General features: G+C 48.5%; 17 protein-coding genes. 1 reads left to right on the plus strand and 16 read right to left on the minus strand.

Annotation, left to right across the window (positions count from 1 at the left end; all coding sequences use genetic code 11):
* Nucleotides 1–91: 91 nt before the first annotated feature.
* Nucleotides 92–259, plus strand: a complete 168-nt coding sequence (locus ACNFG0_RS15930; protein WP_084854939.1) for a DUF2897 family protein — start codon at nt 92–94, stop codon at nt 257–259.
* A 46-nt stretch (nt 260–305) separates the two neighbouring features.
* Here the strand turns inward: ACNFG0_RS15930 and ACNFG0_RS15935 are convergent, their stop codons facing one another.
* The 16 genes from ACNFG0_RS15935 to ACNFG0_RS16010 form a co-directional block, all read right to left on the minus strand.
* Nucleotides 306–653 (minus strand): ComEA family DNA-binding protein, encoded by a 348-nt coding sequence (locus tag ACNFG0_RS15935; protein WP_196145769.1) that lies wholly within the window; start codon nt 651–653, stop codon nt 306–308.
* Nucleotides 654–839: 186 nt separating this feature from the next.
* Complete coding sequence (rfbA, locus tag ACNFG0_RS15940; protein WP_416765559.1) at nt 840–1,721, minus strand: glucose-1-phosphate thymidylyltransferase RfbA; 882 nt, start codon at nt 1,719–1,721, stop codon at nt 840–842.
* 5 nt (nt 1,722–1,726) lie between these two features.
* Nucleotides 1,727–2,623 (minus strand): dTDP-4-dehydrorhamnose reductase, encoded by an 897-nt coding sequence (rfbD, locus tag ACNFG0_RS15945; protein ID WP_416765560.1) that lies wholly within the window; start codon nt 2,621–2,623, stop codon nt 1,727–1,729.
* Entirely contained in the window at nt 2,620–3,690 is a 1,071-nt protein-coding gene (gene rfbB, locus ACNFG0_RS15950; protein ID WP_416765561.1) for a dTDP-glucose 4,6-dehydratase, read from the minus strand. Before rfbB ends, rfbD begins: the two co-directional genes overlap by 4 nt.
* Before the next feature lie 289 nt (nt 3,691–3,979).
* The gene (gene rfbC / locus ACNFG0_RS15955; RefSeq protein WP_416765563.1) at nt 3,980–4,525 is read right to left on the minus strand and encodes a dTDP-4-dehydrorhamnose 3,5-epimerase; all 546 of its coding nucleotides are present in this window, start codon (nt 4,523–4,525) and stop codon (nt 3,980–3,982) included.
* A 136-nt stretch (nt 4,526–4,661) separates the two neighbouring features.
* On the minus strand, nt 4,662–5,900 hold the full coding sequence (locus ACNFG0_RS15960) for an O-antigen ligase family protein (protein WP_416765565.1): 1,239 nt from the start codon (nt 5,898–5,900) through the stop codon (nt 4,662–4,664).
* Nucleotides 5,901–5,922: 22 nt separating this feature from the next.
* Nucleotides 5,923–7,308: an undecaprenyl-phosphate glucose phosphotransferase gene (locus ACNFG0_RS15965; protein ID WP_416765567.1), complete on the minus strand. Its 1,386-nt coding sequence runs from the start codon at nt 7,306–7,308 to the stop codon at nt 5,923–5,925.
* Between the two features lie 1,026 nt (nt 7,309–8,334).
* Nucleotides 8,335–9,249, minus strand: a complete 915-nt coding sequence (locus tag ACNFG0_RS15970) for a glycosyltransferase (protein ID WP_416765569.1) — start codon at nt 9,247–9,249, stop codon at nt 8,335–8,337.
* Nucleotides 9,250–9,267: 18 nt separating this feature from the next.
* Nucleotides 9,268–10,494, minus strand: a complete 1,227-nt coding sequence (locus ACNFG0_RS15975) for a glycosyltransferase family 4 protein (RefSeq protein ID WP_416765570.1) — start codon at nt 10,492–10,494, stop codon at nt 9,268–9,270.
* 4 nt (nt 10,495–10,498) lie between these two features.
* Complete coding sequence (locus tag ACNFG0_RS15980) at nt 10,499–11,761, minus strand: hypothetical protein (RefSeq protein WP_416765571.1); 1,263 nt, start codon at nt 11,759–11,761, stop codon at nt 10,499–10,501.
* The gene (locus ACNFG0_RS15985) at nt 11,754–12,860 is read right to left on the minus strand and encodes a polysaccharide pyruvyl transferase family protein (protein ID WP_416765572.1); all 1,107 of its coding nucleotides are present in this window, start codon (nt 12,858–12,860) and stop codon (nt 11,754–11,756) included. The genes ACNFG0_RS15980 and ACNFG0_RS15985 overlap by 8 nt, the downstream gene beginning before the upstream one ends.
* A gap of 1 nt (nt 12,861) precedes the next feature.
* Complete coding sequence (locus ACNFG0_RS15990) at nt 12,862–13,947, minus strand: UDP-N-acetylmuramate dehydrogenase (RefSeq protein WP_416765573.1); 1,086 nt, start codon at nt 13,945–13,947, stop codon at nt 12,862–12,864.
* Nucleotides 13,937–15,220, minus strand: coding sequence for a flippase (locus tag ACNFG0_RS15995; RefSeq protein ID WP_416765575.1), 1,284 nt, complete (start codon nt 15,218–15,220; stop codon nt 13,937–13,939). The genes ACNFG0_RS15990 and ACNFG0_RS15995 overlap by 11 nt, the downstream gene beginning before the upstream one ends.
* A 147-nt stretch (nt 15,221–15,367) precedes the next feature.
* Entirely contained in the window at nt 15,368–16,690 is a 1,323-nt protein-coding gene (locus tag ACNFG0_RS16000) for a Wzz/FepE/Etk N-terminal domain-containing protein (protein WP_416765576.1), read from the minus strand.
* Nucleotides 16,691–16,886: 196 nt separating this feature from the next.
* Nucleotides 16,887–17,936 carry an LPS O-antigen chain length determinant protein WzzB gene (locus tag ACNFG0_RS16005; protein ID WP_416765577.1) on the minus strand — a complete coding sequence of 350 codons (1,050 nt, stop codon included), beginning with the start codon at nt 17,934–17,936 and terminating at the stop codon, nt 16,887–16,889.
* 198 nt (nt 17,937–18,134) lie between these two features.
* Nucleotides 18,135–19,592 (minus strand): MBL fold metallo-hydrolase RNA specificity domain-containing protein, encoded by a 1,458-nt coding sequence (locus ACNFG0_RS16010; protein WP_416765578.1) that lies wholly within the window; start codon nt 19,590–19,592, stop codon nt 18,135–18,137.
* Between the last annotated feature and the right edge of the window lie 56 nt (nt 19,593–19,648).

A 19,648-nucleotide genomic window follows, 5' to 3' on the forward strand; every position in this document is an offset into this window, starting at 1 on the left:
CACCCGGCCGCTCCTATAATTGAACCAACGGATACGCGGCAGGCTCGAAACTGAAGGAGCCCTGCCCTCCACGGTCTGCAAGGAGAACATCATGCCCTGGTATGCCTGGTTGATATTGATCATAGCCCTCGGCTCGATCGTGGGTGGCCTGTTGCTGCTGCGCGACACAGCCAAGAAACTGCCCCTGACCGAAGAGCAGTTGAAAAAGATCCATGAACGCAATGCCGAAATGGACGCCAAAGAGGCGAAAGACCGCTGATACTCCTTGATGGCCGACCCTACGGACCGGCCATCACCCCTATCGGTTACTCCGCGACCACCAGCTTGTCTCGGTTGCGCTCGAGCAGCGCATTGCCGATGCCCTTGATTTCCAGCAATTCGTCCACCGACGTGAATGGCCCATGGGCCTCACGGTAGGCCACGATCGCCTCTGCCTTGGCCCTGCCGATGCCGTTGAGTTCCTTTTGCAGAGTCAGGGCGTCGGCTGTGTTCAGGTCGAGCTTGGCAGGTTTGGCGTCCACCACCGAAGTGGCCACCTGGGTGGCGGCGAGCTCGGTGACAGGCGCGGTGGTGGGGTTGGGCGCGGCGCTGAGCGAGAAGGACAGGCCGGTGAACAGCGGGAGCAGCAGGTAGGAAAGGATGGTGTTGCGCATTGGGTGGCACTCCTGTGAGTTGAATGACGAGGCAGCATTTCCTGGCTGCCGGACACAACTTAGCCGTTCAGGAGGCGGTGGGATAGCGGTGCGTGAGGGGGAATAGTTACGAGATTTAGACGTTACGGCGTGTGTCCCACTTCCTGGAGAATGGTCCTACAGGAAGTGGGAGCGAAGCGCTTTGAATCAGTAGATCTTTTCTTGCAGCAAACGCTTCAAGTACTGGCCATAGCCATTCTTGGCCAACGGCGCAGCCAGGGCTTCGAGCTGCTCGGCACCGATCCAGCCCTGGCGGAATGCGACTTCTTCAGGGCAGGCCACCTTCAAGCCTTGGCGCCGCTCGATGGTGGCGATGTATTGGCTCGCCTCCAGCAGCGAATCATGGGTACCGGTATCCAACCAGGCGTAGCCGCGCCCCATGATTTCCACGGACAGACTGTTACGCTCCAGATAGGTGCGGTTCACATCGGTGATTTCCAGCTCACCACGAGGGGACGGCTTGATGCCTTTGGCGATCTCGACCACGTCCTGATCGTAGAAATACAACCCCGTCACGGCATAGCTGGATTTCGGCTGGGCAGGCTTTTCTTCGAGGCTGATCGCCTTGCCAGCCGCGTCGAATTCGACCACACCATAACGCTCCGGGTCATGCACGTGATAGGCGAACACGCTGGCGCCACTGCTGCGCTTGCCGGCATTGGCCAACAAATGCTGGAAGTCATGGCCGTAGTAGATGTTGTCGCCCAGCACCAGTGCCGACGGATCGTTGCCGATGAAATCTTCGCCAATGATGAACGCCTGCGCCAAGCCATCAGGAGACGGCTGTACCGCATAAGAAATATTCAGGCCCCACTGCCCACCGTCCCCCAGCAACTGCTCGAAGCGTGGGGTGTCCTGTGGAGTGGAAATGATCAGGATGTCCCGAATTCCCGCCAACATCAGTGTGGTCAGCGGGTAATAGATCATCGGCTTGTCATAGACAGGCAGCAACTGCTTGGAAATCGCCAGAGTCGCAGGGTGCAGGCGAGTACCCGAGCCACCCGCCAAAATGATGCCTTTACGTTTCATTGCCGTTATTTCCCTTGTATTTCCGTCAGCATCCGTGCCACACCCTGTTGCCATTCAGGAAGCCGCAGGCCGAAAGCTTTCTCAAGTTTATGTGTATCGAGACGCGAGTTGGCAGGACGCTTGGCCGGTGTTGGGTAGGCGTCGGTCGTCAATGCATTGACCGCTTCGGCAGACACCTTCAGCGCCACACCGGCAGCTGCCGCCTGCTCCAGCACAAAACGGGCGTAGCCACACCAGGTGGTCTCCCCTGCTGCAGCCAGATGATAGAGCCCAGATAACGCAGCATCACGACGGGTCGCGACAATTGCGTGCGCAGTTACGTCAGCGATCAGTTCAGCCCCTGTAGGCGCGCCGAACTGGTCATCGATGACGCCCAGAGTGTCGCGCTCCGAAGCCAATCGCAGCATGGTCCGAGCGAAGTTATTGCCGCGCGCGGCGTACACCCAGCAAGTACGGAAGATCAGATGCTTGCAGCCTGAGGCTTGTATCGCCTGCTCGCCCGCCAGCTTGCTCTGGCCGTACACGTTGAGCGGCCCTACATCGTCCGTCTCCCGCCAAGGCGTCACGCCCTGCCCAGGGAACACATAGTCGGTGGAATAGTGCACCAGCAACGCCCCGGAGGCCGCCGCCGCCTCTGCCAGCACGCCAACGGCCTCGGCATTGACCCGGAAGGCTTGCTCACGCTCGGACTCGGCCTTGTCTACCGCCGTGTAGGCGGCGGCATTGACGATCACGTCAGGCGCCCAGCCCTGTACGGTGCGGGCAAGGCCTGGCAGATCGGCCAAGTCACCACAATAGCCTTCACTGCGGGAATTGAGTGCCAGCACCTCGCCCAGCGGCGCCAGGCTACGCTGCAGCTCCCAGCCAACCTGGCCATCTTTGCCTAGCAGCAGGATCTTCATGCGTTGCGCCCGCTGTAGTTCTTCTCGACCCAGTCACGGTAGTTGCCGGACTGCACGTTCTCGACCCACTGCCAGTTGTCCAGGTACCACTGCACGGTCTTGCGAATACCGGTCTCGAAGGTTTCCGCCGGCTTCCAGCCCAGGTCACGCTCGAGTTTACGAGCATCGATGGCGTAACGACGGTCATGCCCCGGGCGATCGGTCACGAAGCTGATCTGCTCGCTGTAGGCCTTGCCGTCTGCACGAGGGTGCAACTCATCGAGCAAGGCGCAAACGCGGTTGACGATCTCCAGGTTCGGCTTCTCGTTCCAGCCACCGACGTTGTACACCTCCCCTACCTTGCCCGCTTCCAACACACGGCGAATGGCGCTGCAGTGGTCTTTGACGTACAGCCAGTCACGGATCTGCTGACCGTCGCCATACACCGGCAGCGCTTTGCCGCCCAGGGCGTTGACGATCATCAGAGGAATGAGCTTCTCGGGGAAATGGTACGGGCCATAGTTGTTGGAGCAATTGGTGGTCAGCACCGGCAGGCCGTAGGTGTGGTGATAGGCACGCACCAGATGGTCGCTCGCGGCCTTGCTCGCCGAGTACGGGCTGTTGGGCTCGTACTGGTGCTTTTCAGTGAAGGCTGGCTCGTCGGCAGCCAGGGAACCGTAGACCTCGTCAGTGGAAACGTGCAGGAAACGGAACGCCTGCTGGGCATCGCCGTCCAGGCCCTTCCAGTGGCCACGTACCGCTTCGAGCAGGCGGAAGGTGCCGACGATGTTGGTCTGGATGAAATCCTCGGGGCCGTGGATCGAGCGGTCTACATGGGATTCGGCAGCGAAATTGATCACCGCTCGTGGCTTGTGCTCAGCCAACAGACGCTGCACCAGCTCGAAGTCGCCGATGTCACCCTGCACGAACTGGTGCTGGGGGTTACCCTCCAGGCTCGCGAGGTTCTGCAGGTTGCCCGCGTAGGTGAGCTTGTCCAGGTTGATCACCGGCTCATCCGATTGAGCCACCCAGTCCAGTACGAAATTTGCGCCGATGAAGCCGGCTCCGCCGGTTACCAAGATAGTCATTTTTCAGGTCTTTTCAGTTGTTTCGCAAAAGTGGATGACGGAGCTTCCCGGTACCCGGCCAATATTGAGCTTTAATGTCCTGTTGATGGCCATCTGCACAAAAGATATGGCCAGGCCTTGACGTTCGCACGTCTGCTCATAATTCCGCGGAGGCTGCAGCTCCCAAGGGCTGGATACCTTACGGTCGGGATTGTAGCCTGAACAAGACAGAATTTCCGACCTGTAGCCAGCGCATCACCTGTATCGTTGCAAGCCTGCTGCTCTACTCAAGCCGGACCTGGACAAGGTATTAATCGAACAGATCCGCCTCACTGAGCGATTTGCCGATTTTGTCCTTCTCCGACAGCAGCGGCTCTTCGGTCATTGGCCATTGAATACCTACTTCGGCGTCGTTCCAGGCCAGGCAACGCTCATGAGCTGGTGCGTAATAATCGGTCGTCTTGTAAAGAAACTCTGCGGTCTCAGACAGCACCACGAAACCATGCGCAAACCCCTCCGGGACCCACAATTGGTGCTTGTTTTCCGCAGACAGATGCGCGCCGACCCAACGACCGAAGGTAGGCGATGAACGGCGCAAATCGACAGCGACGTCGAACACCTCGCCCTCCACAACGCGCACAAGCTTGCCCTGGGCATTCTGGATCTGATAGTGCAAGCCACGCAGTACGCCTTTGGCTGAGCGGGAATGATTATCCTGTACGAAGCTTACCGCTTTTCCGACGGCGTCGTCGAAGACACGCTGGTTGAAGCTTTCGAAAAAAAAGCCGCGTGCGTCACCGAACACCCGAGGTTCGAACAGGACAACTTCGGGAATGGCTAGAGGAGTTGCTTTCACGGAAAATGTCCTTTGAATATCTAATTTTATATATCAGCAGGTGTAGGGCGTTGCTAGCCATGAACTGGACGGAGCAGCCCCCCATCGCCCGCAAAATCATACTGGAAGATAATTAGTCTCCAAGACAAACTAGGGATCAGGTAATCTGCTCTGACCTCGGGCGAGACTTTGGCACTGCCAACAATATTGCCACAGGCAGCCAGAATACTGTCCAATAATCACCTGGTCGTGTATAGATTCGCTCGACATCAGTCAACATTGCAATTAGAGCAAAAACTAGAGCGGGGAATGCTAGGCGTACCCATGGGTTATCGCGCATGCTCCAAGCCTTGAAAAACAGCCCTAATAAGCCTGTGAGCATCAAGAGAAGTGAAACTAAGCCACTGTCGTAAACTTGTTGCAGGTAGAGGCTGTGCGCGTGTGGGGAGACTATTTTCCCATTAGGCCACAGATAAGCAAACGGAGTACCTAACCCCTGCCCGAACAACCAATGCCCAGACATGACCTGGAAATAGTAAGCCCAAATTGGCCCGCGCCCCGATAATTGGCGCTTTTCAACCTCAATAATTATTTGATCCCATAGCAATATCGAAATACCTGCAACCACCAGCAAGCAAATCCCGATAGCCCACATACCGCGTCTGGATTTATGCATAATCACGGACAACACACTGCCCCCTAACAGCGCAAACCATGCGCCTCGGGTTCCCGTCATTATTACATAAAGCGCTAAAATGCCAAAAACCATCAACCAAAGCAAAGCACCTTTAGTACCGGTGCGCTTATCCAACACCATCCCCATCGCCCAAACAGCGATAGCGCCATTAAAAATGCCCGCTGCTACCGGCCAGCCGTAGTTTACGAAATTACCGATTTCCATCCGGTATATCCGGAACGCCCGATACCCGATTGGTTTACCTAAGATACCATACTGATAAATCAAACTAGCCAGGGCACCAAGAAACACAACGAAAATGCCAGCAAATAGCGCACGACGTAACAATTCTTCGCTACGATTCAATAGTAACTGAATGGCTACCAAATAGAGGCCAATAAAAAGTCCTCGCTTCGCCAGCGATAAGCTATCAGTCTCGCCCCCCGTAGCCCATAACGTACTCAGCGCTCCCCAGCCAAGAAAAATTACCCAAGGAAGGTATTGTAGGTTAGGCCTTGAGCCACTTCGAGCAAGAATTTTATATAGCGAAAAAATCAGTGCTGGCAACAACAACCACAGATAGACCTGAGCATTACGACCACTGCCTGAGGCGAGCCACACTTTACCGCTAATTTGAACAAAAAGCCCCACAGCCAAGGCCCAAAGCATTACCCTTGACCATTTGCCCCCCGCTTTCAACGCGACAAAACTGCTAAACATATTTATTGCCTTACGCCACATTTCAATATGCGTTTTTATTTATAAACCCTTTAAATATGGTCATAAATATTATTTTCAAATCCAGCCAAAGCGACCAATTATCAATATACCAAAGGTCATACTCAACCCGCTTTTGCATCTTCTCCAACGTATCAGTTTCGCCGCGGTAGCCGCTAACCTGGGCCCAACCAGTAATACCGGGCTTGACCTTATGCCGCTGCATATAAGACTCTACTAGATCTTTATAATACTCATTATGAGATAATGCATGTGGACGCGGACCGACAATAGACATACGGCCTTGCAAGACATTGAAAAACTGCGGCAGTTCATCAAGACTTGTTCGCCGAAGAAACGCCCCTACCCGCGTGATTCGTGTATCATTTTTTGTTGCCTGGGTTACACTACCAGCGCTTTCACGATGCACGACCATAGAGCGGAACTTATAAACCTTAAAGCTCTTTCCGTTGATACCTGTACGATACTGCTTAAACAATACCGGACCTGCAGATGTTAACTTAATAGCAATTGCGATTAACAAACAAACGGGAGCTATTAATAAAGAAATCACAACCCCCAGCACTAGGTCCTCCAGCCGCTTCAGCAATCGAGGAGGGCCATCCATGGGGCTACAGCTCAAATCAAGAGAATAAAAACCCGCTATATGACTAACTTTATGATTGAGTAGAGGTATGTCATCCCACTCTGGAATAAACCGTACAGCCACAGTATGATGGCGCAGCGCATACATAATTGAACGAATACCACCACCTTCGCTTAGTGGCAAACACAGCCAAACCTCATGAACTCCCAGTTCATCGACCTTGGCGACCAAACTCTGCAACCAGTCCTCGTCCAAATTAAATGGCACGCTGTGAATAACCTTAAAACCATACTCATCGAGATTTTTGCCACTGCTCAACTGGCTCGCAGAACTACCACCGGAATCAACGAGCAAAACAGTTTTCAAATTCATCCCCGAAGCTCGCAATCTTCGAAGCAGCAAGAAAACCATCACTCGAAGCAGCAAGCTAAGTCCCCCCCCCGTAACAAGCATGCTACTGAACCAGATCCTTGAGTAGTTTTCGGAGACTTTTAAGAAAAAGGTTATAGAAAGCATAATTCCTGCCGCCGCAAGCCAACCCGCTAACAGCACACTAAACTGGCGTAAAAACGCATAGCCCCGCTGAGACCCATATACTCCTCCAACCCCTAGGCAAAGTACGACCACAATAGCTGTTAGTACAGTCGCATTATTGTAACGGCCACCCATATCAAGGTTACCGAATCGGTAATAGTGCGCCAGAAATCCAGCCACGAGGACAATGAAGAAATCCAAAAGCGCCACAAAAAAAGGCACAGGATAGCGCTCAGCAAAAGTTGGTTGATAACGAGGAATAGCTTGCATATCCTTTACAAAGACTCCAACGAAACGCGATAGTAGAAATTCACAAGGCTGCCCTTCACAGCTGCAACCGTAACCGAATGCTTCCAAAACCTATCCGGTAAGCATCCACTGCGGCATGCAAAATAGCTGAGCCCTGGGAACCTACCAGAAAAACCGTCATTTCCACAGCACCTAAGTGGACAAAAAATGCCGTTATAGCAAAGAAGTATGCTCAATGTCTTGTATAGGATACCCCAGCGGGAGCGACGGCGGGAAATCTTGCGATTTGGATTGACCAATCCATCGCGGAGGTGTTCAGTCCCAGAGAATCATAGTGCTTCCTGAACGCCCTCTGGCGGCATTTTGGAAGGACGTATTCGTGGCTCAGTCTGAATGGCCCTGCGAATCCGAGCCGAGCTCCAAGCTTCGGAAGAGTCGAATTGAAAGCCAGTCGCCCGCTACCGACTGAGCGTGAAGACCGGTATCCAATGGCGATCACGCACCACTACGCAGGATGCCTGGTGGAACCTGCAAGCCATGTAGTGCCAAACTGAGAGTCTCTGAGGCGATGGTGATCGAGTGCCATCGACGCACGATGATGCCTCTGGACAACATGCTGAGCCACTTCATGAATACTTTTCATAGCTGAGCCGCACGCCATAGGCCACTGTCTGCTACGCTACGGGATCAGCCAAGCTCCCAAAAAACGGCAACGTAACCAAACGCAGCAAATTCGAAGCGGAGATGGGGCTATCTGCACATCGATAATTCGGCTGCGTCTTGAGAGCGGCAAGCAGTACCTGTTCGTGGCAATTGATCGCGTAACGAAGTTCACTTACGTTGCGGTCTTCGACTCCGCGATCAAACGTAATGGCGTTGAATTTCTACGTCAGGTGGTGTAGTTACTTCCGCACAAGGGTTTGCGGTGGCGAAAATCCTTTAAGGTGTTCTGTAAAGTCTAGATAAAAACCAGAGCTATTCACTATCAATCCGTAGCAACTCATTCCGGGTCCGAACACCTAACCCGAGCAGCATATACATAACATTTTAATTTTGGCTATCCCAATAACGCTTATGCATGCTCAGTCTTTTGGAGAGTTTTACCGGAAATTTGCTTTCGTTTTTACCCAGCTTAAATCCAAGTAGCTTCACGGCGTTACGTAAAACTGCTACAGGCCAAAAGTAAATTTTTTTCAAACCAAGAAACTTTAACTCAGACTTTACAAAACGCAACCCTTCACCAGAGGCCCCGCCAAACGCGTCAGAAATCCATTTCTCCCTAGAATGAAAAACACCCTGGTCAAAGTATCGTGAAAATTCTTCTTTTAGAGTGTAATTATGGGAGTGTCTACAAACTGCATTTCCGGCATAATAGACTTTCCAGCCCGCCTGCAACATTTTAGCTCCAACATACATATCTTCTGACAAGATCACATGATCAGGAAAGCCTCCGGCGTCTGATAAAGCTTGAGCCCGATAAGCAGAAAATGAGTTAGACATAAAGGGTGTCTTTATACCAAGCCTAGGCACATCAGCTAAAGACTTTAATATTGATTCCGAAGGGTAGTTAAATAAACGAGCATGTTGTGATAGCAAATTCGCATCATAATGCGGAAGTTGTCGACCACAAACAGCCCCTACGCTTGGATCCACAAAGGGAGCTATTATGTTTTTTATCGCGTCAGAATCTTCTAAATACGCATCCTGAGTAAGGAATACATAAAAATCATAATCCGGCAAAGCAGAAACCATTCTTTGCCGGGTGCCGCCGTGATTAAACTCACTGCTTTGTATCACCAACAAATTTTCGACTCTAATTTCGGCGAGCTCTTTGGTTCCATCTGAAGAGTTTGAGTCGACAACATACAGGTCAAAGTTATAATTTTGCTGCTCCAATGAATCGAGCAATCTTGAAAAATCCGAAACGCCATTATACGTAGGAACAATACATGCCACACGCATATTAACCTTACTCCACCTTTATTCAGTATAATTTCGTGCCAATATTGCATTATAGCAGTTCACTAAATCGCTAACATGGCGCTCAAGCGTAGGCGGCTTTTCCCAGTAGCTCGTATAGGATGCCTGCCCCATCTGATCAGCCAATTCGGGAGAATTAGCGATTTTTACAATTGCATCCTCTAAAGCAGACACGTCACCGGACTCAAACAATATTCCAGTTTTTCCATCAATTATATAATCTTTACCTGCGCAGGCATCAGAGACAATGCAAGGAATACCTAATGCAGCAGCCTCAGCGACTACCATTCCTTGGGTTTCATACAAGTAAGATGGAAACACTATAGCTCTAGAATTTCGTACTACTTTCGGAATCGCATCCCGATTTAACCAACCAGTAAATTCTGCGGTAGGGTTGATTTCTTGTAGCTGTTGAATGAGCTCCCCTCCTCCAACAAATCTAGCCCGAATGCCTAGGTTTTGAGCAGCCAATGCAAATAGCTGGGCGCCTTTCTCTGGCGAAAAACGGCCTATATAAGTGAAAACATCAGACTCACTTGGCTTGGCTTGAGACTGCTTTTCAATATCGATCGGATTGGGTATGTGCCAATAACTAGAATTAGTTGGTAGATATTGTTTTAGAATTTCAAGACTAAAATGGGAAACATAAATAAAATCGGTGATAGCGCTTGGTACACCCGACTTATTCGTCACAATTTGTCTCGCAAAACGCCATAATTTTTGCGCATAACTCCTAGAGTCACAGTTACTCCCCAGGCATGCTATTGACATTGCATCAAGTTTACAAACAGATGACGCATTATAATTATAAAAGCCGCCATTTGGGCAAGCCGTGAAGTAATCATGCAAGGTCAAAACTATAGGTATATTTTTTTTCCGAACTGCAACAACAGCGCTACTTGTAAGTGACTTAACCCAGGTATGAAAGTGAGCAACTGTGTCTTGCGGTTCAAACCCCTCTAAAAAATCATTTAACAACTCAGAAACTTGCGTATTCCATACACCAACTACTGCTGCCTTTGCCTTACTTGGATGAGAAAGGAGATCGTATTGACGCAAATCCAAAAGTTTAATATTTGGATGATACAGTTCTTCTGCTGCAGGGCCTACCGCATAAATATAATGAACGTTATAGCCTGCATCAGCTAGTCCTTTGGCGCTTGCTATCGCGACTTGAGCTGCCCCACCTTGAATACAAGCATAATCATTAAAAATCAAAATATTCATAACGTCAAATCTCACGAAGCAACGCTTTGCTTTTTAAATATATAGTAAATGCAAAAAGAAACAAAAAAACACCGGGTGAAAAGTACCCCAGACCCCGGAAAAAAAACTCCACCAAAAATCCAAAAACCAATGCACTTGCTGCAACGTATTTTTTGGCAAGCAAACAATCGGTACCCCTCATTTTTTTTGATCGCCTGCTCCAATGATTTATAACAAAAATCACTCGAACCAACAAAACCAAGTAAGCCGCAGAAAGCAACAGGCCTAGAACTCCAAGTTCGGCAATAAGTTTAGCTGCGAGGAATCCAGCGTCAGCTACGTTAAAATATTGACCCGCATGACGATAAATAACTTCGGAAATTTCTGGCAGGAATGTATAGCTTGAACCGAGCATTTGGAAGCCAAGCCCTAACCCAAAAGTCCCCGTAAAGTTTGCATATGCCAAAGCCCAACCCTGTAAAAAAACTAAGGCCGTCAAATTTTCGGAGCCTGAAAAATCCAGCCTACTTTTAAAATATTCATTATCTAACAAGACAAAATAAAAGAAAAATCCTAAAATGGATGCGACAACAATTAACACTACCCAAAAATAAATCAACCTAACTCTTAATAGCAACAGCAATGAACACATGCAAACAAAGACCAAAAGAGTTAAGTTTGGCATTAGGATCGCTAGGGCAAGCATATTTACAATTAATATAGCGCTAGCAATAGCGCTAAGATTAACAATTACTCCGCAGGCTATCATACCTAAAAACAATGAATAATGACTTTCCTCAGAAAAAGGAAATACAGGTTTACTATATTCACCATATCTTAAAAAATCAGGCTGCCAAAAAAGCTTTACCCATCCGAGAATCAACAGAAGTGTCAACACAAATACTAGAGTTCTATTAAACGCATAAAACCCGACATTTATTACAGAATTACCAAGCACTACAGAAACAGCAATCACAAAGAAAAACAATAGCGATATAAGAGATTTATTTTCACCAGAACTTAAGTATATATGGGCACCAAAAATAAAAGCACAAACAAACATCGCGAAAAACATTAAAAAGCCGTTAGTAGAAAAGCGAAACTTAAAAAGATCTCGAAAATTAACTAACAAAATAGCCGTACATGCAAGCAATAAACCTGGAGCGAGCGAAGTGAATCCCATAGATACAAATAGTAGGTTAGGTAGAGCAAAAAGAAGTAATAATGATATAGTAAAATGAGGGCTTCTCAGTTTACTTACAACTACATCTTTTTGTGACTCAAGCATCTTTTAGTGCCCCCTCAAGAAACTCAAAAGATTTTTTCCGTAAGTCGTCCAGGCGCTTATTAGAATCACTAAAATCAATATCTTTAATATTTCTATTTAGAGCTTGTTCATCATAATGGCCAATAATTCTATCTTCCAACCCTACAGATTTAAGGAGACTGTTTATTCTATTTATACCTGTAGGAGGAGTTGTTACAATAAAAGGTATATTTAAATTAACAGAAAACGCTGTACCATGAAAAGAGTTTGTGATGACAAAGCTAGCATTGGAAAATAACTCAACAAATTCGTCGGGCCCTACATCCATCATATGACGATCGCAGCGATAGTTTATTACTGGGTCTTGATCAATTGAATAAACTTTCAAACCCAATAACGAAGACGTTTTTTCAACGACTTCTTTAAGAAGCTTATCTTTTTTTAAAGCGTATATAAGAATATACCCGGATCTATTTTCAGTTTTTTTTGAACACCCTGATAACCATTCGCTTTTATTCATCAAAAGTGTCGGATCTAGTACATGCTCGACGGAACGCCCTAGTATTTCCTGCAAAGTAACCGCGGTATCACTCTCGCGAACCGAAATAAATTGATATTTATTTAGATAGCTAGCGACAGACTTTATTTCCTGAGGAGAGTATTTGTAGGTCCCCATGCTGGAAGCATAAGAGATACGTTTTTTATCTTGTGCAAAGTCCAGAAAAAATCTTCCGTCTAAGCGCCCCAGGTCACTAACTATTTTTGGATTCCAAATTTGATCGCTTCCCGATACAAACACATCAAAATCCGAAACCAACTTTTTAAAATCTTCATCTGTTCGAATAATCCTAGTTACCGAAAGATTTTTTGCGTTAAATTCCGAAAACTTTTTGATTACCCTATAACGTGGAAATATGCGCAAAAGATCTTTACCCAGACGCAGCAGATCCCTTATACCCCAGCCGAATCTAAAAAGCTGCATACCCTTACTAGTATACTCACAGCGATAATCGATCACCGAAACCTGGCCGAATCTGCTCAAGCTCTGGGCGCATGCGTATACTTGCAGAGCCGCACCATAATTATTAGCCCAATGAATAGTAATCAGAGCAATTTTCAAGTTATAGCCCCTTTTCAGCAATGCTTGTAAAGATTTTTTTTGCGCTATCTGTTGTCTGATTCACTGGTGATTTGATAATTTCGTTTTCAATTGGAGTGCTAGGATTAAGATGCTTTCGCACTAAGGCTATATAGCAAAGAATATCTTCCGTGGTCGTGGTGCCATCATTTATGAGTATATTCATGGATTTAACTGATGGCGTATAGGCAGGGTATTCATTTCCTAGAAATGGAATTGCCAGGTTATTAAATACTTTATTATGAGGGCGCTTTCGTTGAATGAATTTTGAAATCGGATTTTTCAAAACAAGTTTAAACGCAACGCATAAAAGGTAGAATAACCTAGAGCCATTAAAAAATTCTTTATAAAAATCACCTCTAACTGAGAACATACTACCCAAATTGGGATAGGCAAACTCCTGATAGCTATGTCTAGCTATATGATAGGTTTCAATCTTTTTTGCAGATACTAAATGATCCACGGGAACCAACTCAAACTTCGCGGAAGCTATTATGTGATCTGGGTGCTTTTTAAAAAATGATGAACGGTTATTGAAATCACACTCTTCTTTCGTAAGGGTAACCATCTCTCCCTCTGGCGTTATTACATCCACGGTGACTAGACGATCCGAAATCGTATAACCATATGCCCCCGCGTTCATAAAAATCGCACCACCTAAGGTTCCAGGCACCCCTTCCAAACCTTCGACGCCACCCTTACCATTAATCAAGGCAACTCGTACAAAATCTTGAAGTGAATAGCCACATTCCAAATCGAATGTGCACCCATTTACAAAGATACCCGTCAAATTTTTTACTGTAACTATGACCCCATAACTTAAATCATCAAAAAAAATGACATTCGTCGAAAGCCCAATGAGCTTCCATTTAACATCATTTTTTTTAAAAAATTTAAGAAGAGTTTTCAATTGTTCTATGGATGAGGGGGCAACATAAAACGCAGCGACTCCTCCTCTCTTGAAATAAGTCTCGTATTTCAAAATAAAGTCGCGCTTGAATGGTATCGCTTGTGCCTGCAGAAAATCATGCAGCTGTTCAAAACCTAGGCCAAATGATTCACCGTTCATTATGAGTCTCCCCGAACACCTTTCGTTCCGCTCCATATAAATACAAAATTAATAGCAATAGATTGCTTAACAATGTTGTATAGGCAGCACCTATATTACCCCAAGTCGGGATTACAATAAAGTTCAAAATAAGATTAAATACCGCCACAGCCAACATATATTTAACTTTAATCCGAATATTCTGACTTGTAACTAGCGTTGCGCCAGCACTGAGCGCAATAGATATTAAAGGTGCAGAAACTGCCAGTATCCGTAAAAGATGAATTGACTCACGATAAGCCTCTCCGAAGACCAAGAGAATTAAAGGCTCGCTTATTAGCCAAATAAAGACCATGGCACCCGCCCCAAACAACAGCATGAGCATATTGCCTTTTCGATAGACTAAATAAAATTTTCCTCTATCGTTCGCTGACCATCGGTGGATTTTTGGCAACAAATATTTTTGATATAAAACACTCGGGAATAGATAAACGGCTGTCATCACTGTGAAAGCAACGTTATAGCTGCCCGCGGCTTCATTTCCGACCAAATAGTTTAATAAAATAATGTCACTTTGGAAATAAATCAGATGCGCAAACGCGCCAACTCCAAAAGGCCAAGACTGACTTGCAACCATTTTCCAAGTTGGGGAAATATCATAGATTTCGCTTTTTTGGACATGCCCTTTCAAATCAAGCCTGCCTCGCGAGATTCCAATAAGTGACTTTATACTCATTGAAATGCAGAGAATTGATACGAACGCGTAGATAATACCAACTTGAATGGGTGCAACATTTTTATCTAAAACAAGGAAAACAAGGCAGACCAAAGTAAACCTAGCGAGGTGCGGAAATATCTGCCAAAGAGCTAGTTTAGAAAAGTGCTCCTCCAATTGTAATTTACTGCTAACCAAGTCGCTGCATATTTGCCCAATAATGAATACTGACAGCACCATCAAGAGATGTTTATTAGAATTATGGTGCAGAGCCCCCCAGACATATAATCCGAGAACCACAATAGACGTACTTATAACTACAAATATAAAAGATGGGCGAACCCATCTTACTGCTTGCCAGCCTTCTCCCCCGAAAACTTTCAACCAAAGTGCGGGGACACCGATCCCTGCTAACGGAGCCACGAGAGTTACGGTAGCTAAAGCTGATGAAAAACTCCCAAATTGCGCTACATCTAAAAAACGCGCAATTATTACCTGAGTTAAAAAGGCCATTCCGGCTCCTGCCAGGGACCCAAGCCACAAAAAAGAAAGTAATTTTAATGATCTAAGCTTTAGCATATCTCAGCTCAATATTATCTACTACAACTTAGAAATAGGTCCGTAATCGAAAGTTAGAAGAATACATCTTCTAGTCCATAGCGGCCAGTTGCAATTCAGACTAATGGGAGGCCTGATGTTATCAGCCCTCCCACCTTCAAAAACTTATTAACCTTTATTTTCTATGACTGGTACACCTTGAATTTGAGAAATGTGGTTGCCGTGCTGCGAAAAACTAATCATGCAGCGTAAAAAAGCTACAAATATGCCGACAATTATTCCCAAAATTAGTGCAATAACAAAAATCAGCTTCTTATTAGGCCAGACCGCAGAATGAGGCTCTACCGCATACCGATCTATGCTGACTAATTGAACATTACTTAAATCCGTAGAAATCGAATTTAACCGGGCACGTTCTGCCCGCAGCGGCTCGATACCTTTTAAGAAAAGGTCCTCGTTATCTCGGCTGCGCAACATTTCAATGTTACGATTGTTTTCTAAAAGAAGAAGCTCTTTTCGAATGGCAGCTATTCGTGGGTCGGCAAAATCATCAGAAACCCTCTTGCGAAGTGCACTCTTCTCAGCTTCTAATGCATCTGTTCCCATAAAGTACAACGGCATTTGTTGGTTTATGACTTCCGTCCGGAAAACATTACCCGTCGTTTCCACGTCCGACTGGCCCATGCTAGATGGCGTTGAAGGCTTTTTCAGCCCCAAGGAACGTGCAATCATGATTGCTTCGTTTAGTTGTGATATTCTGTTTTCTCTACGCAGCTTCAACTGCAAACGCAACGCCCGCAATTCATCTTTCAGCTGAGCTATTTTTAAGTTATCCTCCTCAGCCAATTCTGCGATCCTTGAATCTTTATTAGCAAAGTAATCAACTCGAGCAGAATCCAAGTTAGCATCAACTTCTCTAATTCGATTACTTACAATAACTTTGAGATCTTGAGATACCTTTTGTCTTTCACTCTCGATAGCATATTGAACCAGACCATTCAAAGCGGTTTTACCATCCAAACCTTTTGGATAACGCATTTCCAAACCAATGTAGGGCTTTAAAGCGTTACTTTTGCTAGGGTCAGGCTGAATTAATTTCAAAGCTTTAAAATTAAACTCTTCAAAGGCCTGCTCCTGAGTCCGTCCATCAGTAGAAAAGGCCGCTTGAAGCTGAGGATTGGAACGGAAATAGCCTAAACGGGTATCATATGAGTCAAGAGCAGCGCCAACTCGCTTTAACGCTTCGTTTGGTGGAAGCGCATATACTTTAGAACGATTAATTTCATCTAAATCGTTTATCGCGGCAGGCCGCAATAAGGTGCTCACCTCGTAATCCGGTGTAACATTGAAGATATACAGGGCTGCTAGAATGATGCCACCAAAGGTAATAGCACTTATAAGAAGCTTTTGCTGCCAAATTGACCGCAAGATTATTAATAAATCTATTTCATCGTGATTGATGATTTTCGGTACCGAGTTAATGCTAGTCACAATCTTGCCTGCCAGTCAGTCCAAAGACTCATTCGCCTGACAGGTGCGACCACTCACCACTATGGCCTATATGCCATACCAGCTTATCGAACATCCCTGTCCTAGGCGGACGAAAGGATATCATTGTGACAGCTAACGATGCGAGATACCAGCAGATGGCCATCGAAGCGACTCATCTTCGCAGGACGGCCATCTTTCAACGCCTCCGAGAACGTATCAACAAGAAATGTGCAAATGCTAATGCTACACCAAAGGAAAATCCAAAAAACACACCAATGATAATAAGAATTGTTTTCTTTGGCTCAACCGGCTTATCGGGCGACTCAATTGCACCATCCTGTCTGTAAACCTGGATTACGCCGGGATCAATCTGCAACGTACGATAAAACGCCAACGCCTCTTGCCGTTGCCGCAAATTCTTTACGAACGCATCATCTGACGTACGCTTACGAAGGTTGTCAATTTCGGCCTCCAGAGCCTTGCTACCCCGCATGTACATCAGAGAACCGTCCATGCCAGCCGAGACCTCACTCGACAAGGTGTTCGAGATGATCGGTGGCTTCTCAAGGCCAATGGATTTGGCTACACGCAACGCTTCTGTCAGCTGGATAATCTGGTCTTCGCGCTGTTTCCGTGCGCTTTCCAGCGCGGCGTTGATCTGCTGCTCCAAGTTGTTAGCCTTGATCGTGGCGTCAGCCTTTACGTCCCTGACCACCTCTGCTCGCCCACGACGGCCCGCCATTTCCAGATAACGGACAACCCATTCGGCAGCTTGCTGGGGATCGGATACGTTAGCCTTTACGAAGAAACGATTAGGTGTTTCCTTGGCAGCGACACCAAGCGAAAGGACATCCTGGAACCGACCGTACAATTCATCCTGCGACCCACCACGCTCATCCTCAGGCAGGCTAGGCAGATAGACGCTCCGGAAGAATTCTCTGCGCAACGACTCCGACTGAAGATTCCGCAGATAAATGTCATAGACATCCTTCACCGTCAGCATGCTCAAACCCGTGTTCCCGCCGCGACCATAATTCAGCGGGGAGACATCATTTTGAGTCGGGGGTTGCACAAAAACCTTCGCCTCATACACAGGCTTGGCCAGAAACGCATACGCCACCGCAATCGCCGTCACGACCACGGTCGTCACGATGATCAACACCTTCTGCTTCCACAGTCCCTCGATCAGCTCAAAAAGGTCAATCTCGTCACCAGTACTACTCAGGCGCTCAGGTTCGTTGCGCATCTATTCTGTTTTTCCTTGGGTCACGTCTATCCGCATGCTCCGGTAGCCCATCAACCGACCGTCTGTCGGTCACGCGAGCCACTCAACTGAAGCGTAGCGTCAATTTGCCAACACGCTCAAGAATCGCCTTACGCCTTAAGCATTAATCAGTAGTAGAGGGAACTCGACCAAAGAAGTTCCCCGGTTTCCGACCAAAATTCACAGGGCCGCCAGACGGCACCCTGGGATTGTGACGGTCAGCTCACATCCCAACGCCTCGTAGCGTTGCCGCAGGGCTCGGGCCAAGGCCTGCTTCGCCCTCCCCTCTCCATGCACCAGCACAACACGCCTCGTTGGCTCACCCTGGCCCAGGGCAAACTGCACCAACCCTGCCTGGTCCGCATGCGCCGAATACCCTTCGAGCGTCATCACCTTGGCACGTATTTCATAGCGCACTTGATCCAGTTCGACCCATGCAGGCCTCTGCGCGCCACGGCTGGCCTGGATCACCGCACCCGGCGTACCCCTGGCCTGGTAGCCCACGAACATCACCTCATGCCGGGGATCCTCGAGCATGGCTTTCAGGTAGTTGACGATGCGCCCGCCCGAGCACATGCCATTGCCGGCGATGACGATGGCGGGTCGGCCGGTGCTCTTGAGGTAATTGACTACCTGTTGGTGCTTGGCGTGGGTATCGACACAGATCAGTTGGCTGAAACCCAGGGGCTTACGGCCTTTGCCTAGGCGTTGTCTGGCTTCGCTGTTCCAGTAGTCGTGCAGCTCGCGGTAGGCCTGGGTTACGCGCTGGGCCAATGGGGAGTCGAGGATGATGGGCAGTTGCGACCAGTCCAGCGGGTCGGTGCCGGGGTTTTCTGTTTCGGTCAGGAGGGCCTTGCGGTGGAGGATGTCTTCCAGCTCGTAGAGCAGTTCCTGTGTTCGGCCGAGGCTGAACGCAGGGATGAGGACGGTGCCCTGGTCTGCGAGGGCGCGGTCGATGGCGGCTTCCAGGCGCTGTTGGCGTTCGCTGCGATCAGGATGCAGGCGGTCGCCGTAGGTGCTTTCGAGCACTAGGATGTCGGCGCGTTCGGGTGGCTGTACCGGGCGCAAGAGCGGGCTGCCGGGGGCGCCGAGGTCGCCAGAGAAGACGACGCGGGTATCGCTTGTTCGTTGGGGGTAGCGGACGTCGCATTCGACATAGGCAGAACCCAGCAGATGCCCGGCGCGCTGGAGGCGGATGCGGCATTCGAGGGTGGGAGTTCTGGTGACGCTGTGCCATTGCTCGTACGGGACTGGCACTAGCAGGCGGCGGATGATTTCCAGGAAGCGGGCGATCTCGGCGGGGTCGCTGGAGATGCCGAGGCGGTAGGCGTCTTCGAGGATGAGGGGCAGGAGTTTTGCGGAGGGTTCGCTGCACAGGATCGGGCCGTGGAAGCCTGCGGCCAAGAGTGCGGGGATGCGGCCGACATGGTCGAGGTGGACGTGGGTGATGATCAGGGCCTGGATGCCAGTGATGTCGAAGCCGACGGGGGTGGCTTGGGTGTCGTCCGGGGGTGCGTCGGTGCCTTGTTCGAGGCCGCAGTCGATCAACAGGCTGGTGGTGGCGTCGAGGTGGAGCTGGTGGCAGGAGCCGGTGATGCTGCGGGTGCCGCCGTGGTGCGAGAGGCTGGGGTAGTCCATACCGGTGAAAGCTTCCCTGTCAGGATGTGGGGTGGGCTATTAGTCCATGGGGTTTG

The sequence above is a fragment of the Pseudomonas sp. NY15372 genome (assembly GCF_048068215.1).
GTDB lineage: Bacteria > Pseudomonadota > Gammaproteobacteria > Pseudomonadales > Pseudomonadaceae > Aquipseudomonas > Aquipseudomonas guariconensis_A.

What these genes read in the sequence shown, in the direction of transcription:
- ACNFG0_RS15990 (WP_416765573.1), bottom strand. Translation starts at nt 13,947, where the DNA reads ATGAACGGTGAATCATTTGGCCTAGGTTTTGAACAGCTGCATGATTTT.
- ACNFG0_RS16005 (WP_416765577.1), bottom strand. Translation starts at nt 17,936, where the DNA reads ATGCGCAACGAACCTGAGCGCCTGAGTAGTACTGGTGACGAGATTGAC.
- rfbD (WP_416765560.1), bottom strand. Translation starts at nt 2,623, where the DNA reads ATGAAGATCCTGCTGCTAGGCAAAGATGGCCAGGTTGGCTGGGAGCTG.
- ACNFG0_RS15960 (WP_416765565.1), bottom strand. Translation starts at nt 5,900, where the DNA reads ATGTTTAGCAGTTTTGTCGCGTTGAAAGCGGGGGGCAAATGGTCAAGG.
- ACNFG0_RS15930 (WP_084854939.1), top strand. Translation starts at nt 92, where the DNA reads ATGCCCTGGTATGCCTGGTTGATATTGATCATAGCCCTCGGCTCGATC.
- rfbB (WP_416765561.1), bottom strand. Translation starts at nt 3,690, where the DNA reads ATGACTATCTTGGTAACCGGCGGAGCCGGCTTCATCGGCGCAAATTTC.
- ACNFG0_RS15980 (WP_416765571.1), bottom strand. Translation starts at nt 11,761, where the DNA reads ATGCTTGAGTCACAAAAAGATGTAGTTGTAAGTAAACTGAGAAGCCCT.
- rfbA (WP_416765559.1), bottom strand. Translation starts at nt 1,721, where the DNA reads ATGAAACGTAAAGGCATCATTTTGGCGGGTGGCTCGGGTACTCGCCTG.
- ACNFG0_RS15935 (WP_196145769.1), bottom strand. Translation starts at nt 653, where the DNA reads ATGCGCAACACCATCCTTTCCTACCTGCTGCTCCCGCTGTTCACCGGC.
- ACNFG0_RS15975 (WP_416765570.1), bottom strand. Translation starts at nt 10,494, where the DNA reads ATGAATATTTTGATTTTTAATGATTATGCTTGTATTCAAGGTGGGGCA.
- ACNFG0_RS16010 (WP_416765578.1), bottom strand. Translation starts at nt 19,592, where the DNA reads ATGGACTACCCCAGCCTCTCGCACCACGGCGGCACCCGCAGCATCACC.
- ACNFG0_RS15970 (WP_416765569.1), bottom strand. Translation starts at nt 9,249, where the DNA reads ATGCGTGTGGCATGTATTGTTCCTACGTATAATGGCGTTTCGGATTTT.
- ACNFG0_RS15995 (WP_416765575.1), bottom strand. Translation starts at nt 15,220, where the DNA reads ATGCTAAAGCTTAGATCATTAAAATTACTTTCTTTTTTGTGGCTTGGG.
- ACNFG0_RS15965 (WP_416765567.1), bottom strand. Translation starts at nt 7,308, where the DNA reads ATGCAAGCTATTCCTCGTTATCAACCAACTTTTGCTGAGCGCTATCCT.